Origin of the sequence: Pontibacter aquaedesilientis, assembly GCF_014773225.1 — a bacterium.
GTDB lineage: Bacteria > Bacteroidota > Bacteroidia > Cytophagales > Hymenobacteraceae > Pontibacter > Pontibacter aquaedesilientis.
On record NZ_JACXAJ010000013.1, the window covers coordinates 43,245 to 59,664 of the forward strand.

The following is a 16,420-nucleotide window of genomic DNA, read 5'->3' on the forward strand; positions in this document are numbered from 1 at the left end:
AAAATAAACGAAAGTTTATATAATTTTGAAACAGATAATAGCCCATCTACGAAACTGGATGGGCTATTATAAATTATATAAAGACCTGTAGCATTTAGTTTTCACGGATGAAAATTCACAAGGAAGGAAGAAGAATTTTATTTTTCACATTGCTTATTTTGTTGGTGCTTAACCTGTTACTCTACAATTTCAATGCAGATAACAATACCTTCAACAGAATTTTCTCCGGTGTTTCTGCCGTTCTTTTTCTGCTCATTCTGCAATTTTTCCGCAGCCCTTACCGCAACCTGTTGCTGCACGAAGATTTGATCGTGGCCCCTGCCGACGGCAAGGTGGTGGTGATAGAGGAAGTGGAGGAGACGGAGTACTTCAAAGACAAACGCAAGCAGATCTCCATTTTTATGTCGCCGATCAACGTGCACATTACCCGTAACCCGGTGTCAGGGATTGTGAGCTACTTCAAATACCATCCAGGTAACTATTTTGTGGCCTGGCACCCAAAGTCAAGTACGCAAAACGAGCGTACGACTGTGGTTGTAGAGTCAACTGCCGGCCCTGAGGTGCTGTTTCGCCAGATTGCCGGTGCGATGGCGCGCCGCATTGTGTGGTACGTGAACGAGGGCGACGAAGTAAGTCAAGGTGAGGAGTTCGGTTTCATCAAGTTCGGCTCCCGCGTAGATATCTTCCTGCCATTGGATACGGAGGTGAAAGTGGACTTGGGACAGAAGACCAAGGGCGGCCAGACGGTAATTGCACAACTCAAGACAGCACCACCGACATTGTTCGGATAATATTTGAAGGTATAGCCATGCCTTTCGTAACTTATATAAGAGGCCGAATCAGGAAGTTAACCTGGTTCGGCCTCTTTGTTTTGCCGGCCATGCCCCTGGCCAAAAGCCGCCGCACTAACATTCTTTTCCGGAAAGCGTTAGCAGAAAGGAAGAATAACCGCGCCGCCTTTTGCAGCTATGAAGAATATTTACCCCCTTTTACTAGGATTAACGCTGTTTTTACTCTCCTCTTGTGAGGAGCTGTTCGAATACCATCCCAACCAGATCATACTCCAAGATGATGAGCGCGACCTCACGGCCCGCAACCTCGCAAAACTGGAAAGCCAACAACCCGGCGATACGCTGCATCTGCTTTTGATGGGAGATACCCAGCGCTTTTATGACGCCGCCAGCGCCTTTGTGGACAAAGCCAATACTTTCCCGCATATCGATTTTGTGATTCACCAGGGCGATATTTCTGACTTTGGCCTGTCGCAGGAGTTCAAGTGGGTGCACAATATCATGAAAGGTCTGAAATGGCCATACCTGACGGTAGTGGGCAACCACGACATGCTGGCCAATGGACGCAAGGTATACCGGCAAATGTACGGCGACTTTAACTATTCCTTCGTGTACGGTCATACGAAGTTTGTAATGATCGACACAAACGGGCGGGAGTACGGCTTTAACGGCAAAGTGCCTGACCTGGACTGGTTAAGCAAGGAACTCACCCGCCAGCCGGGCGACACATGGCATCAGGCCATTGTCGTGTCGCATATGCCACCCTACGACGGTGATTTTGACACTAGCCTGGAGTTGCCCTTTCATGAAACATTGAAGGAAAGCGACCGGGTACAGCTGAGTCTCCATGGCCATATCCATAACTGGCGCACAGAAGAGACTTATGACAATACTATACTATACCATGCCACCACCACTGTGAAGAAGCGCGGATTCACCTATCTGAAGGTATGGCGCGGCGGGTTCGAAATTGAAAGGATAGCCTATTAGGATGAATATGAAAGTACTCTTGCTGGTGTTAGGTTTCGTGCTTCTGCTTAGCCCTGATAAGGTATACAGCCAGGAGCAAGCCGCGTCGCCCTATCATGCCAAGGTGCAGTATGCAGGCAGTTTGGGCTTAGTATCTTTGGGGGCAGGCAGATCCTTCTTCCACGAAAAGCTGGAAACGGATGTTTTCCTGGGATACCTGCCTGAGAAATTCGGAGGAGACAGGATCTTCACGGCCGCCCTGAAAGCTACGTATGTTCCGTTTAAGCCCATTCCGATCAGGTCAGTAAACTGGCAGCCGCTCCGGACGGGCCTGCAATTAGGTTATACCTTCGGAGATGAGTATTTCGTGTCTGAGCCACGCGACAAGTACCCTAAAAGCTACTATGGCTTCCCCACTGCGCTGCACCTATACCTGTACCTGGGCGGGCAGGTGGACTTTACGCGGAAAGAAAAACTGAGCAGGTTTGGGGTTTACTACGAAGTGGGCTCCAGCGCCGAGTATCTCATCTCTTATATCCAGAACCCGAAGTACCTGGGGCCGGGCAAGATCTTCAATCTGGCTCTTGGGCTAAGAATGCGGTTGTAAAAGAGTCTGAACAACATACATCCTCCACTGTTGTCAGCATAAGAGCCTTTTGTTATTTCGAATACAGAGAGAAATCTGGCCTATTTCATGATCCCGCAATATTCCAGATTTCTCACTGCGTTCGAAATGACAGTGAGCAGCTGGAAGCTAATACCAGCTCTCCACCAATTTCATGAGCTGCTCCAGGTACTTCTGGTCTGTTTCGTCAAAGTCGTTGAGCTTGTCGCTGTCCACATCGAGCACCAGTTTCACTTCGCCGTCTTTCATCACCGGTATCACGATTTCAGACTTGGAGTCGCTGCTGCAGGCAATATGGCCCGGAAAGGCTTCGACATCTGGCACCAAAATGGTTTCTTGGCGGGTGTAGCAGGCACCGCACACGCCTTTGTGGTAAGGTATACGGGTGCAGGCAACAGGCCCTTGAAACGGACCAAGCACCAGCTGCCCCTCTTTGTTAAAGTACACGCCTACCCAGAAGAAGCCCATCCCCTGGCGCAGGGCGGCCATCATGTTCGAGAGGTTGGCGATCAGGTCGGTTTCGCCGGTTACCAGCGCTTCGATCTGTGGTACGAGGGCTTTGTATCTTTCTTCTTTGCTAAGGTTTTGGTCAATTATAAGCGATTCAGCCATTGCGTTCTGTATTAAGGTAATTTATGAAAGTGTGCGTTCAGGCATAGCCTTCCCCATGGGCTATCGGCACACGGCCAAAGTTAAGGATTATGTCTTGGTGATGGGTCGTTTTTGTAATGAAAGAGCTGGTCTGCCCCCACATGCTGTACCTCCAGCAACTGGCCATGCGCCATCGGCGGAGCCTGCGTGCCTTCCCCAATGACCCGGGACATGCTTCTGAAGCAGCGTGCCTCATCCCACAGGTTTTCCTTCAACAAGCTCTTGATCAGGTAAGTGCCGCCTTCCACAAGCAGCGACAAAACTTTGCGGGCATGGAGGTCTGCCATGATCTGATCCAGCAGCGACTCATCTTCGCTTACCTGTACATACTGCAGGTGGTCGTGCAGTTGTTCTTTCTGTTTATAGGTATACACTACCGTGGGCTGACTTTTGTCGAAGAGGTGCAGGTGGTCAGGAAGTCGCAGTTTGCGGTCGATCACAACGCGAAGCGGACTGTGTCCGGGCCAGAAGCGGGTGTCGAGGCGGGGGTTGTCGTAAGCCGCCGTGTGGCTGCCCACCATAATTGCCTGCTCTTCGGAGCGCCACTTGTGCACCAGCCTGCGCGACAAGGGGCCGCTGATCTGTATCTGCTCGTAGTTGGGCCCGCTGATAAAACCATCTGCCGACTCGGCCCATTTGAGCACAATATAAGGCCGCTTTTGGGTATAAAAGGTGAAAAAGCGCTTGTTCAGTTCCAATCCTTCGTTCTCCAGCACACCTACCTTTACCTGCGCGCCCGCCTCAAACAGTTTCTTAATGCCGCGCCCAGCCACCAAAGGGTTTGGGTCTGTATTGCAGATAACCACATCGCGTACGCCGCTGCTGATAAGCAGGTCGGCACAGGGAGGCGTTTTCCCGAAGTGCGAACAGGGCTCCAACGTAACGTACACCCGGCTTTTGGGCAACAGGCTTTTGTCCTGCACGCTAGCGATAGCGTTGACCTCGGCATGCGGTCCCCCAAAAGCCCTGTGCCAGCCCTCGCCGATGATGCGCCCTTCGTGCACCACTACGCAACCCACCATCGGGTTGGGCGAGGTATAGCCGCTGCCCATTTTGGCCAGTTCCAGGGCACGTCGCATGTACAGTTCGTCGTTCAAGTTTAGGGGTTTAGCGTTAGAGATTTTAGGAGTCAACAGGTGTAAAATCGTCCAGACAAAGAGTGGGTTGATTCCATATCCGTGACTTATACGCAATAAAACTTTACTTTTGCAAAGGTACCCAAAAACATAAAACAATTATACCTGTGGCCACGATCCAACAAACAGCCCAATACATCCGTGAGAACATCCAGACGGTTTACCCAGAGCCGGAAGCGGGCGCTATTGCACAACTGGTGCTGGAGCATGTGCTGCACAAATCGCAGGTGCAGCTGAGTCTGGGGCAACAGGAGGAAATAACCCCGGCCCAAGAGGCGCAGGTACAGCAGGCTGTCGGGCGACTCAGGCGGCAGGAGCCGGTGCAGTACGTGCTGGGTATGGCGCATTTTTATGGCTTGGACCTGCAAGTAGATGAGCGGGTGCTCATACCGCGTCCGGAAACGGAAGAACTGGTAGACTTGGTCGTGCGGGAGCACAAAGGTCAGCAAAACCTCAGTGTAATGGATATCTGCGCCGGAAGCGGGTGCATTCCTTTGGCACTGGCCGCCAACCTGCAAGTCGACAAGGTATACGGGCTGGAGTTATCGGAAGGAGCGCTGCAGGTGGCCCGGGCCAACGCCGAGCGGTATAGCCTGCCAGTGGAATGGTTGCAGCAGGATGTGTTTGATCCGATAGAAGGTATAGCCCCTCATTCGCTTGACATTGTTACCAGCAACCCGCCTTACGTGATGGAGCAGGAGAAAGCACTCATGCGTCCCAATGTGTTGGCGTATGAGCCACATTTGGCGCTCTTCGTACCCGACAGCGAGCCGCTCAAATATTATAAGCGGATTGCTGAACTGGGCGCTGGCTTGTTAAAAAAAGGTGGTCAGCTGTACTTCGAAATTAATGAGCAGTATGGGGAGGAAGTGCGCCAACTGCTGCTTCAGTATGGCTTTGCAGAGGCAGAGGTGGTGCAGGACTTGTTCAACAAAAACCGGATCGTGAAAGCGGTGTTATAAGGTATAGCTTAGGGTGGCTGAGAATAGTTAATCCCACTATTATACCTGATTAATATATTTATCTTATATTTTTGCTGAGGTGAGCGTCAGAAACTCACCCTGAATAAGTTTAAATTTAAGGTTAAAGGTATAGGTGCTGCAAAGCTAACCGACCATCAACAGGCGAAGCTGTCAAGAGGCTTGAAAACAAATCAAATGAAGAAGATATTAGTAACTGGGGGGGCTGGCTACATAGGCTCCCATACTGTAGTAGAGCTGGTAGAGGCAGGGTATGAGCCCATCATCATCGATAATTTCTCTAACACCGAAGAGCGTTCGCTGCAGGGTATAGCCGATATACTGGGCAGGGAAGTAACCTGTCACCGGATAGACTGTACAGATGCAGGCGCCTTGCGCAGTGTGTTTGAGCAGGAGTCAGGTATAGCTGGTGTCATTCACTTTGCTGCTTACAAAGCCGTAGGCGAGTCGGTGGCTGAGCCTCTCAAATATTACCACAATAATGTCGGGTCACTGGTGGCGCTGCTGCAGGTGATGGATGAGTTTAAGGTGAGCAAACTGGTTTTCTCCTCCTCCTGCACCGTGTACGGCATACCCGAGCAATTGCCCGTAACAGAGCAAACGCCAGTTCAGAAAGCAAATTCCCCGTACGGCAACACCAAGAAAATCTGCGAAGAAATACTGACCGATCTGGCTATCAGCGGTAGCGAAATGCATACAATTGCCCTCCGTTATTTTAACCCGATTGGGGCGCACCCTTCTGCTAAAATTGGCGAGTTGCCTTTGGGTATTCCGAATAACCTGGTGCCGTTCATTACGCAAACAGCCGTTGGCATTCGCGAGCAGCTCACCATATTCGGCAATGATTATGACACCCTGGATGGTACCTGCGTACGCGATTATGTACATGTGGTCGATTTGGCCAAAGCACATGTAGTTGCTATCGACAGGCTTCTGTCAGATAAAACCGAGCATATTGAGTTCTTCAATGTAGGAACTGGCACCGGCAACACCGTATTGGAAGCGGTGCAGGCTTTTGAGCGCGCTACCGGAGAGAAACTGAACTATAAAATTGGTCCGCGCCGTCCGGGTGATGTGCCGAAAATATACGCAGACGTTACCAAAGCCACGGAAGAACTCGGTTTCAAAACAACCAGTACCCTGGAGGAAGCCATGCAAAGTGCCTGGGACTGGCAATTGAATTTACAGAAAACATCAGAGCAGGTATAGCGATGAACCTATTGATCACCGGCGGGGCCGGCTTCATCGGCTCGCACGTGGTGCGGCTATTCGTGGAGACTTACCCGCAATACAACATCTTCAACCTCGACGCGCTCACCTACGCGGGCAACTTGCAGAACCTGCGGGACGTGGAGGACCGGGAGAACTATACCTTTTTGAAGGGCGACATCACCGACGCTGGTTATCTGGAGCAGATCTTCCAAGAGCATAAGTTTGAGGCGGTGATCCACCTGGCGGCCGAGTCGCACGTGGACCGCTCGATCTCCGGGCCCATGGCCTTCGTTCAGACCAACGTGATCGGCACGGTCAACCTGCTGGAGGCCTGCCGCCGCGCCTGGGCTGGTCAGTATGAGGGCAGGCTATTCTACCACGTCTCCACCGACGAGGTGTACGGCTCGCTGGGTGCCGAGGGCCTGTTCACCGAGCAGACGGCCTACGACCCGCGCTCGCCCTACTCGGCCTCCAAGGCCGCCTCGGACCACTTCGTGCGGGCCTGGCACCACACCTACGGGCTGCCCGTCAAGCTCAGCAACTGCTCCAACAACTACGGCCCCAACCACTTCCCCGAGAAGCTCATCCCGCTGTCCATCCACAACATCAAGACCGGCAAGCCCGTGCCCGTGTACGGCAAGGGCGAGAACGTGCGCGACTGGCTCTATGTGCTGGACCACGCCCGGGCCATCGACGCCATCTTCCACAGCGGCAAGGTGGGCGAGACCTACAACGTGGGCGGGGTGAACGAGTGGCGCAATATCGACCTCATCGAGCTGCTCTGCGATGTGATGGACGAGAAGCTGGGAAGGGAGGCGGGCAGCAGCCGCAAGCTCATCGCCTTCGTCCAGGACCGCCCCGGCCACGACGCCCGCTACGCCATCGACTCCTCCAAATTGATGAACGAGCTGGGCTGGAAACCCTCGGTCACCTTCGAGGAGGGGCTCAGAAGGACCGTGGACTGGTACCTGGAGAACGGAGCCTGGCTGGAGTTGGTGACAAGCGGCCACTACCGCGACTATTACCGCAAGCAGTACGAGCAACGATGATGTCGTTATCCGTTGATAGTTACCCGTTGTTTGTGTGACTTGCCTATAGTGTAGGGAGCAAACCGGCAACAGCCTGGTAACGATCAGCGGTCAACGATTTGCCGATGACGATCGAGGAATAACGAGCAACAAGTAACGCATAACGATCAACGAAATATGAAAGGCATCATCCTGGCCGGGGGCTCCGGCACCCGGCTGCACCCCCTGACACTGGCTGTGAGCAAGCAGCTCATGCCCGTCTACGACAAGCCTATGATCTACTACCCGCTCTCCACGCTGCTGCTGGCCGGCATCCGGGAGGTGCTGATCATCTCCACGCCCCACGACCTGCCACTGTTCGAGCGGCTGCTGGGGGACGGCTCCCGTATCGGCTGCCGCTTTGAGTATAAGGTGCAGGAAGAGCCCAACGGGCTGGCGCAGGCCTTCGTGATCGGGGAGGAATTCATCGGGGGCGACAAGGTGGCGCTCGTGCTGGGCGACAACATCTTCTACGGCTCGGGTATGGGGGCGGTGCTGCGAGAGAACGCCGACCCCGAGGGCGGGGTGGTGTACGCCTACCACGTCACAGACCCGGAGCGCTACGGGGTGGTGGAGTTCGACGAGAGCGGAAAGGCCGTCTCCATCGAGGAGAAGCCCCAGAAGCCCAAGTCCAACTACGCCGTGCCGGGTTTGTACTTCTACGACAACGAGGTCGTAAGCATTGCCAAAAACCTGGAGCCGAGCGCAAGGGGGGAGTACGAGATCACGGACGTGAACCGCGAGTACCTCAGAAGAGGCAAGCTGAAGGTGGGCGTGCTCAACCGGGGCACGGCCTGGCTCGACACGGGCACGGTCCAGTCGCTGATGCAGGCGGCCACGTTCGTGCAGGTGATCGAGGAGCGGCAGGGCCTTAAGATCGGCTGCATCGAGGAGGTGGCCTGGCGCATGGGATTCATCACAGACGAGCAGCTGCGCCAAATAGCAGAGCCCCTCAGAAAGAGTGGATATGGCGAGTACCTGCTCCGCATCATGAAAGAAAAAACTTATCGGTAAGTATAGTCTTAACTGAATCAGCAAGGAAGCTGCCTGTGCAAAAGCATGGGCAGCTTTTTAATTAGGTATAGCCTGGTTCAGGTATAGCGCTGCTTAAAATATAAAGCCCAAGGCAAATCCTACTAGAATCAGGATCGGGGCAGGTATGCGGGTGAATAGCAGTAGGGCAAAGGTCGCCACCACGATCCCAAAGTTGAGCGGAGTATTATCAATAGGGCGGTAGAGCATAATGGCAGCGGCTACTACCATGCCGGAGCTGACGGCGCTTATACCTTCCAGAGAGGCCCGCACGACCCTGTACTTCTTGAGTTCATCCCAAAAGCGAATCACGAAGAATATCAGGAAAGTGCCCGGCAGGAAAATACCGACTGTGGCCACTAAAGAGCCTAGCAGTTGTCCCCATACACCGTGCTCACGCATAGCCAGGTTGCCTATGAAGGAACAGAAGGAGAAAACCGGGCCGGGCAGCGCCTGCACAATCGCAAAACCGGATAGAAATTCTTCTGCGGTGAGGTAACGCTTAAAATCCACGAACTCCGTGAACATGAGCGGGATGAGCACCTGTCCGCCCCCGAAAACCAGACTGCCGTTTCGGTAAAAGTTCTCAAACAGCCTGATCGGGAGCGATGAGGTGGCCCCACCCAGTACGGCTGCGGTAATCAGCACGGCCAGGTATAGGATAAAGTTCGCCCACTGAATATCGAGTTTTTTATCTTTCTCCTGCGGGTGTTGCTTAAAGCGCAGTGCTGTGATGGCACCACCTGCTAACAGCAAAAGCGGGTATACCCACGGGGAGTGAAAAAAGTAGGCCAGGATACCCGAAACAACCATAATGCCCACCGCCAGTTTGGTTTGCACCACTTTAGAGCTGATGGCATATGCCGCATAGGCCACAAAACCGACGGCCATGGGTTGAATGAATCTTAAAAACCGCAAGGAGATATCATGCTCTTGCAGGTATGAAATGCTGATTGCGGCGGCAGCCATAATGCTGGCAGCCGGCAATAGCCAGATCAGTAAGGTGAGGTAAGCGAGGTTAGGGCCGCCGATACGGTAGCCAATGGCCGTGATAGTTTGGGTGGAGGTTGGGCCCGGCAGAATCTGGCAAAGGGCATTAAGCTCGATCAATTCCTGTTCGGTGAGATAGCGCCGCTTATCGACCAGCAGCCGGAACATCATAGAGATATGGGCCTGCGGCCCCCCAAATGCAGTCAGGGCAAGCAATAGTACGTCTTTCAGGAAGATGTAGTAGCGCAGACTCATGCCTTAGATCAAAAAAAGAGAGACAGCGCGGGCACCGTCTCTCTTTTTGTTAGCAAATCAGGTTTATGCTTTTTTCAGTCCCAGCTCAACAAGGCGCTCGTTCAGGTACTCACCTGCTGTGGCATCCGGGTAGGCTTTCGGGTTACGCTCATCTATGCAGCTCTCCAGGCAGGTCAGGTCCATTTCAGAACGTGGGTGCATGAAGAAAGGGATAGAGAAGCGGGAAGTGTTCATCAATTCGCGTGGTGGGTTCACCACACGGTGGATCGTCGACTTCAGTTTGTTATTGGTCAGGCGGGCCAGCATATCGCCTACATTCACTATTACCTGCTCAGGCAGGGCCGTAATCGGGATCCACTGTCCGTCGCGGCGCAACACTTGCAGGCCGTCGGCGCTAGCGCCCATCAGCAATGTAATCAGGTTGATATCGCCGTGCTCAGCGGCACGTACGGCGTCAGCCGGTACTTTGTCCGGGTCTTCTATTGGGAAATAGTGGATAGGGCGCAGGATGCTGTTGCCGTATTTCACTTTCTCGTCGAAGTAGTTTTCTTCCAAGCCAAGGTGTAAGGCTATGGCACGCAGTACCTGCTTACCGGCTGCTTCCAGTTTACGGTAAGCCTCCAGTGTCACCTCCTCCAACTCTGGCACTTCTGATGGCCAGATATTGGCCGGGTACTCTGCTTTGATCGGGTCGCTGTCCGGAATACCGTTCAGGTCTTGGCCAACATGATAAAACTCTTTCAGGTCGCCAGTATTGAAGCCTTTGGCTTTTTCTCTGCCTTTCCCCACATAGCCGCGCTGTCCTGCCAGCTCGGGGTTCTCGTACTTTTGCTTCACATCGTCAGGCAATGCAAAGAACTTTTTAACGGCTGCGTAGAGTCTCTCCGTCAGGTCATCGCTCAGGCCGTGGTTTTTCAGGGCAATAAAGCCAATGTTCTGGTAAGCGTCTCCTAACTGCTGCACAAATTGTGCTCTGCGTCCTTCGTCTCCCGATGTAAAATCAGCTAAGTCCAATGAAGGCACTTCATCAAACAAAATCTCGCTCATATAGTCTTTTTTGTATACTTTTACGTAAATGTCACGTAGTGCGCAATATACAAATAAATTCAGTATATTGGCTAGCATGCTAATCCAAACCCTTTTTAGATGAAAAAAACATATTTGCTCCTTGCCACCGCCTTCATGTTAGGCTTTGCTGCCTGTGATACGGCCCGCCAGACGCAGGATGATGAAACGCGTATACCTGCCACTCCCACCTCTTCTGGCCCAACTCCGGTCGGTGCAGTCATGAGCAAGGGCGGCCTGCGTGTGTTTGCCTTTGACGATTCACAGCGATACCCTGAATCCCAACTCCGCCTGAGTACGCCTCCTGCCAACGCTGTGGTACAGCCTGGTCCGGTTGAGTTTGTATACGAGCTGTCAAACTTCCAACTGACCCGCATGACGCCACACTCTAACGCGGAGCAGATGGCCAACTCAAAAGAAGGACAGCACATTCACAATATCGTGGACAATGAGCCTTACACAGCGCATTACAAAACCACTTTCACCAAAGAGATGGAAGAGGGAGACCACGTGGTGCTTTCTTTCCTTTCGCGCTCATACCATGAAAGCCTGAAACACAGAGGCGCCTACGACCTGCGCATGATCACAGTAGGCAGACCGCAGCAGCGCATGGAGTTTGACATGAAAGCGCCGCATATGTTCTACAGCCGTCCGAAAGGCGAGTATGTAGGCAGCGATACCCGCCGTATCATGCTGGATTTCTACCTGGTGAACACAGACCTGTCTACAACCGGTAACAAGGTACGCGCTACCATCAACGGAAACGAGTTTATCCTGGATAAGTGGATGCCACACATCATCGAGGGCTTGCCTATGGGCGAAACAACCATTAAGCTGGAACTGATTAACGACTCCGGTGCCGTGGTGCCAGGTCCTTACAACTCAGTAACACGCACAATCACATTGAAAGAAAGCTAGGATTAGCAGCAATCATATAGGAGGCCCGTGGCATTTGTCACGGGCCTTTTTTATGCGTGTGAGCTGATGTCTAATACCTTCCTGCTCAGGTATAGGCTGTCGATAGTACGGGCTCGGCAGGTATAGACAGGACAAAAACACAGCGGCCATACCTGGTTCAGGTATGGCCGCTGTGTCTTGTAGCAGAATTTAGTGCCTGTTACTCCTTCGGCTTGTTCGGGCCACCTTGTCCGGGATTAGCGATCGAGTTGCGCATGTCCGTGTCAGACTGGATGTTCTGCATTTTGTAGTAGTCCATGATACCCAGGTTACCGCTGCGGAAGGCCGCCGCGATAGCTTGCGGAATCTCCACCTCAGCCGCAATAACAGAGGCCCGGGCTTCCTGCGCTTTGGCTTTCATTTCCTGCTCCACGGCTACGGCCATGGCGCGACGCTCCTCCGCCTTCGCCTCGGCCACTTTTAAGTCGGCTCCTGCCTGGTCTATTTGCAGCTTAGCGCCGATGTTCTCACCCACGTCAATATCGGCAATGTCAATCGACAGGATCTCATAGGCCGTGCCGGCGTCAAGTCCCTTCTGCAGTACCAGCTTCGAGATGATGTCCGGGTTTTCCAATACGCTTTTATGCGACACCGAAGAGCCGATGGATGTTACGATGCCTTCGCCTACACGTGCCAGGATGGTTTCCTCGCCCGCACCACCTACCAGTTGCATGATGTTGGCGCGCACCGTTACGCGGGCTTTGGCAATCAGTTGAATGCCGTCCTGCGCCACAGCGGCTACGTTTGGCGTGTTAATCACTTTTGGATTCACAGACGTTGTGACGGCCTCAAAAACGTCGCGGCCTGCCAGGTCGATGGCCGTGGCCTGCTTAAAGGAAAGCGGTATGTTGGCTTTGTCAGCCGAGATGAGCGCCTTGATCACGTTAGGCACATTGCCACCAGCCAGGTAGTGTGTTTCCAGCTCGGTGGTGGTTACGTCTATACCTGCTTTGGTGGCATTGATCATGGAGTTGACGATGAGGCTCGGCGGTACCTTTCGGATACGCATGAACACGAGCTCCAGCAAGCCTACCTTCACGCCGGAGAACAGAGCCGTGATCCAGAGACTGATAGGTACAAAATACAAGAAGATGAGTAGCAGGATAATGCCGCCTGCTATCAGAAATAAGACTGAAAAGTTTTCCATTGGCTTGTTTTAAGTGATTGCTTCTACGGTGATTTTATTGGCTACTATTTTGATGATGCGAACAGGTGTGTTGGGGGATAGGAAGGCACCGGTGGTCTGCACCTCGTGGTGCCGCTCCTTGAAGACTGCGGTACCTTGCGGACGTAGCGCCGAAACAGTTCGCCCCTCTTCACCCACTTCCAGCAGATGGGGGTTTTCTTCGTTGACCCGGCTCTTGATAGCGCCTTTAAGCGCAAACCGCGACCAAGCCTCCGACCTGAAACTATAGAACAGGGCCAGTCCGCCGATAAGCACCGAGGCCGCCAGGATGATGTGGCCTGTCGTGGTTCCCAGCGCAGCATACCCGATCCAGATGCCAACCGCCACCAGGATGAACCCAAGTATGCCCACAATAGTAACGCCCGGTACAAAAATCAACTCCACGACAATCAGAACAAGTCCGATGCCGATAAGCAGTATAACCGTAACCCAGTCTAATACCATAAATTGTCAGTGCTGTTATGAGTAAATATAGCGATTTTACGATTCACTTTGATCGTATTATGTCATTTTATACCTATTTATACTGTTTATAAAGTAAAAGAGCCACTCCCTGGCAGGAATGGCTCTTCGATTAGTAAAAGTTAACAGGTATGGAACAACCTGGTTTAGTAAGCCTTGGCAAAGTACACCCGCTGTTTCGACGGTTTACCGGAGATCATGTCCACGCCATCTTCTTCAGGTGTGTCTAAGGCAATGCAACGGATAGTTGCCTTTGTCTCTTCCTTGATGCGCTCTTCCGTTTCCGGGGTGCCGTCCCAGTGAGCCAGTATAAAACCGCCTTTGGTTTCAAGCACCTGCTTAAACTCCTCGTAGCTGTCTACCTTGGTTGTGTTTTCCTCCCGGAAGGTATAGGCGCGGTTGTAGATGTTCTCCTGAATCTCGTCGAGCAAGGCCGGAATATAAGTGGCCAGGCTGTCGAATTGCTGCGTGCTTTTCTCCTTGGTGTCGCGGCGGGCCACTTCGGCTGTGCCATTCTCCAGGTCGCGGGCTCCGATCGCCAGACGCACCGGCACACCCTTCAGCTCCCACTCGGCAAACTTAAAGCCAGGACGCTCGGTGTCGCGGTTGTCGAACTTCACGCTGATTCCTTTGGCTTCGAGTTCTTTCTTCAACTGGAGCACTTTCTCGCTGATCTGAGCCAGCTGCTCTTCGCCTTTGTAGATTGGCACAATTACCACCTGGATTGGAGCCAGCTTTGGAGGGAGCACCAGGCCTTCGTCGTCGGAGTGGGCCATTACGAGCGCACCCATCAGGCGTGTGCTCACACCCCAGGAAGTACCCCAAACATACTCCAGTCCGCCTTCTTTGGTAGCAAACTTCACATCAAATGCCTTGGCGAAGTTCTGTCCCAGGAAGTGGGAGGTGCCCGCCTGCAGCGCCTTGCCATCCTGCATGAGCCCTTCGATGCAGTAGGTGTCTAGTGCACCGGCGAAACGTTCGTTTGGTGTCTTCACACCCCGGATAACCGGCAGCGCAATGTATTGCTCAGCAAAGGTGGCGTATACCTCCAGCATTTGCTTTGTTTCAGCAATGGCCTCGTCGGCAGTGGCATGGGCCGTGTGGCCTTCCTGCCACAGGAACTCCGCCGTGCGCAGGAAAAGGCGCGTTCGCATTTCCCAGCGTACCACGTTTGCCCACTGGTTAATGAGCAGAGGCAGGTCGCGGTAGCTTTGGATCCAGCCTTTGTAGGTATTCCAGATCACCGCCTCAGAGGTAGGGCGCACAATAAGTTCCTCCTCCAGACGGGCGTTCGGGTCCACGCGTAGTTTGCCTGGCTTGTCTGGGTCGGCCTGTAGGCGGTAGTGTGTTACCACAGCGCACTCCTTTGCAAAGCCTTCTGCATTCTGCTCTTCGGCCTCAAACAAGCTCTTGGGTACAAACAGCGGGAAGTAAGCGTTCTCGTGGCCTGTTGCCTTAAACATGTCATCCAGCACACGTTGCATTTTTTCCCAGATGGCGAATCCGTACGGCTTGATCACCATACAACCGCGCACGGCGGAGTTCTCCGCCAGGCCGGCTTTTTTCACCAGCTCGTTATACCATAAGGAGTAGTCTTCGCTTCTTTTTGGCAGCCCTTTGCTCATTTTAAAAAATATTTATCGAGTATCTGTATTTATTAATCTTTTTGGAATGAATATTGCTTTCCACATAGGAAAGATTTAATATCAATCCGGCTCAAAATTACGTTAATATATTGTACTATTGATAAGGTTTTGCGCTATTGTGTTTATATCTTTGATATAGAAGCACTTTATTGACAGACGGCCATGAAAAAGACTACCTTATACTACGCAATAGCTCCTGTAATTGCACTTTTCGCAGTAGGCTGTAGCAGCCCGACCGCTATGCAGTCTACGGAGTATGATGACATGTACTACAGTTCATCAGACCGAACCGAATACGTGCAGCCTCAGGCTCCGGAGCAGCAGTATGCTCAAGCCGAGGAGAGCGACGCGAGTGCGCAGCGTTCAGCAGGAAACGTAACGGATAATTACTATGCAGACGAGTATTACGATGGTCGCACCTACCGGCCGCAGGCAACCTGGGCTTCTCCCAATTATGCTTACGTAGACCCCTACTGGACAACAAGCCATCTGCGGCGCATAAACCGTTACAGTGCATTTTACGACCCGCTTTTCTACGATCCGTTCTATGACCCTTTCTACGATCCATTCTTCCCAACTAACAGGTTTATGGTCAGTGTGAGTATTGGCAATGCATGGGGATCGGGCTGGAATCGTTGGGGAAGCCCGTACGACCCATTCTATGGAAACAGATGGTGGCCTTACAACAACTACTACAGTGGTTTTTACCATGGTTACCATCACGGATATTATAGCGGCAACAGGTATGTGTACGACCGTCCGATAAACGTGCAGCCCCGTAAGGTGCAGTACGGGCCTCGTGATGATAGAAGCTCCGTGCCAGCCACTGGCGGCGACCGTGTAGTTGGCCGACCGGATAGAACGCAGTCTGCCCGGGATGAGCAGCGTGCCGTGCAGCCAGGAGTTGACTATGCCCGTCCGGCGCGTGCAACGCGTTCAGGAGCAGATACCAGAGGTCAACAGCGTGCAAATCCAACGGAAGACACCAAACAGGTGCTTCCTGCCAGGCCAGCCACCACGCGCGGTTACGACCCACAAAGCGGACAGGTAAGGCCGTCCAGACAGCAGCCGGTGAACGAACAGCCCGTGCAGCGCATGTCCCCATCAAGAGAGCGTAGTGCCTATCCGGCTACACAGCCAAGACCCGTGCAGCGCCAGGAAAGGGAGCAGCCCGTGCAGCGCCAACAGCCAGTTCAACGTCAGGAGAGAGCCCAGCCCGTGCAGCGAACGCAGCCGGTTCAGCGTGAGCAGCGCAGTTCGCCAAGCTACGAGCGGAGCCAGCCAGTGCAGAGAGAGTCTAGCTATACGCCATCCAGAAGTTCAGGCACATCCAGCCCTCCGGAGCGTTCCAATTCAAGCAGCGGTGGCCGTCCAGAAAGAAGAGGACAATAATCTC

General features: G+C 53.0%; 16 protein-coding genes. 9 read left to right on the forward strand and 7 right to left on the reverse strand.

What is annotated here, in order from left to right; all coding sequences use genetic code 11:
- Window positions 1–107: 107 nt before the first annotated feature.
- The 3 genes from H9Q13_RS17560 to H9Q13_RS17570 all read left to right on the forward strand — a co-directional run bounded on the left by H9Q13_RS17560 (window position 108) and on the right by H9Q13_RS17570 (window position 2,367).
- A complete protein-coding gene (locus H9Q13_RS17560; RefSeq protein WP_191185116.1) occupies window positions 108–791 on the forward strand; it encodes a phosphatidylserine decarboxylase family protein in 684 nt (227 codons plus the stop codon).
- Window positions 792–968: 177 nt separating this feature from the next.
- Window positions 969–1,781, forward strand: a complete 813-nt coding sequence (locus H9Q13_RS17565) for a metallophosphoesterase family protein (protein WP_191185117.1) — start codon at window positions 969–971, stop codon at window positions 1,779–1,781.
- A gap of 7 nt (window positions 1,782–1,788) precedes the next feature.
- On the forward strand, window positions 1,789–2,367 hold the full coding sequence (locus H9Q13_RS17570) for a hypothetical protein (RefSeq protein ID WP_191185118.1): 579 nt from the start codon (window positions 1,789–1,791) through the stop codon (window positions 2,365–2,367).
- Between the two features lie 147 nt (window positions 2,368–2,514).
- Here H9Q13_RS17570 and H9Q13_RS17575 read toward each other — a convergent pair whose 3' ends face one another.
- Window positions 2,515–2,997, reverse strand: coding sequence for a GAF domain-containing protein (locus H9Q13_RS17575; protein WP_191185119.1), 483 nt, complete (start codon window positions 2,995–2,997; stop codon window positions 2,515–2,517).
- 80 nt (window positions 2,998–3,077) lie between these two features.
- Window positions 3,078–4,133 carry a bifunctional diaminohydroxyphosphoribosylaminopyrimidine deaminase/5-amino-6-(5-phosphoribosylamino)uracil reductase RibD gene (gene ribD, locus H9Q13_RS17580; protein ID WP_191185120.1) on the reverse strand — a complete coding sequence of 352 codons (1,056 nt, stop codon included), beginning with the start codon at window positions 4,131–4,133 and terminating at the stop codon, window positions 3,078–3,080.
- 146 nt (window positions 4,134–4,279) lie between these two features.
- Between ribD and prmC the strand changes: the two genes are divergently transcribed.
- The 4 genes from prmC (at window position 4,280) to rfbA (ending at window position 8,445) form a co-directional block, all read left to right on the forward strand.
- On the forward strand, window positions 4,280–5,134 hold the full coding sequence (gene prmC, locus H9Q13_RS17585; protein ID WP_191185121.1) for a peptide chain release factor N(5)-glutamine methyltransferase: 855 nt from the start codon (window positions 4,280–4,282) through the stop codon (window positions 5,132–5,134).
- A 195-nt stretch (window positions 5,135–5,329) separates the two neighbouring features.
- Window positions 5,330–6,361: a UDP-glucose 4-epimerase GalE gene (galE, locus tag H9Q13_RS17590; RefSeq protein ID WP_191185122.1), complete on the forward strand. Its 1,032-nt coding sequence runs from the start codon at window positions 5,330–5,332 to the stop codon at window positions 6,359–6,361.
- A gap of 2 nt (window positions 6,362–6,363) precedes the next feature.
- The gene (rfbB, locus tag H9Q13_RS17595) at window positions 6,364–7,413 is read left to right on the forward strand and encodes a dTDP-glucose 4,6-dehydratase (RefSeq protein WP_191185123.1); all 1,050 of its coding nucleotides are present in this window, start codon (window positions 6,364–6,366) and stop codon (window positions 7,411–7,413) included.
- 156 nt (window positions 7,414–7,569) lie between these two features.
- Window positions 7,570–8,445: a glucose-1-phosphate thymidylyltransferase RfbA gene (gene rfbA, locus H9Q13_RS17600; protein ID WP_191185124.1), complete on the forward strand. Its 876-nt coding sequence runs from the start codon at window positions 7,570–7,572 to the stop codon at window positions 8,443–8,445.
- 93 nt (window positions 8,446–8,538) lie between these two features.
- Here rfbA and chrA read toward each other — a convergent pair whose 3' ends face one another.
- Together chrA and H9Q13_RS17610 are read right to left on the reverse strand one after the other, a co-directional pair.
- A complete protein-coding gene (gene chrA / locus H9Q13_RS17605; protein WP_191185125.1) occupies window positions 8,539–9,708 on the reverse strand; it encodes a chromate efflux transporter in 1,170 nt (389 codons plus the stop codon).
- A gap of 63 nt (window positions 9,709–9,771) precedes the next feature.
- On the reverse strand, window positions 9,772–10,755 hold the full coding sequence (locus H9Q13_RS17610; protein ID WP_191185126.1) for an isopenicillin N synthase family dioxygenase: 984 nt from the start codon (window positions 10,753–10,755) through the stop codon (window positions 9,772–9,774).
- 99 nt (window positions 10,756–10,854) lie between these two features.
- Between H9Q13_RS17610 and H9Q13_RS17615 the strand changes: the two genes are divergently transcribed.
- Window positions 10,855–11,691, forward strand: coding sequence for a hypothetical protein (locus tag H9Q13_RS17615; protein ID WP_191185127.1), 837 nt, complete (start codon window positions 10,855–10,857; stop codon window positions 11,689–11,691).
- 199 nt (window positions 11,692–11,890) lie between these two features.
- On the opposite strand, the gene floA is transcribed toward H9Q13_RS17615, so the two are convergent.
- From floA to proS, 3 genes are all read right to left on the reverse strand, one after another.
- Window positions 11,891–12,877, reverse strand: coding sequence for a flotillin-like protein FloA (floA, locus tag H9Q13_RS17620; RefSeq protein ID WP_191185128.1), 987 nt, complete (start codon window positions 12,875–12,877; stop codon window positions 11,891–11,893).
- 9 nt (window positions 12,878–12,886) lie between these two features.
- Window positions 12,887–13,360, reverse strand: coding sequence for an NfeD family protein (locus H9Q13_RS17625; RefSeq protein WP_191185129.1), 474 nt, complete (start codon window positions 13,358–13,360; stop codon window positions 12,887–12,889).
- Window positions 13,361–13,524: 164 nt separating this feature from the next.
- Entirely contained in the window at window positions 13,525–15,003 is a 1,479-nt protein-coding gene (gene proS, locus H9Q13_RS17630) for a proline--tRNA ligase (RefSeq protein WP_191185130.1), read from the reverse strand.
- Between the two features lie 183 nt (window positions 15,004–15,186).
- On the opposite strand from proS, the gene H9Q13_RS17635 reads away from it, so the two are divergent.
- Window positions 15,187–16,416, forward strand: coding sequence for a hypothetical protein (locus tag H9Q13_RS17635; RefSeq protein ID WP_191185131.1), 1,230 nt, complete (start codon window positions 15,187–15,189; stop codon window positions 16,414–16,416).
- Window positions 16,417–16,420: the final 4 nt, after the last annotated feature.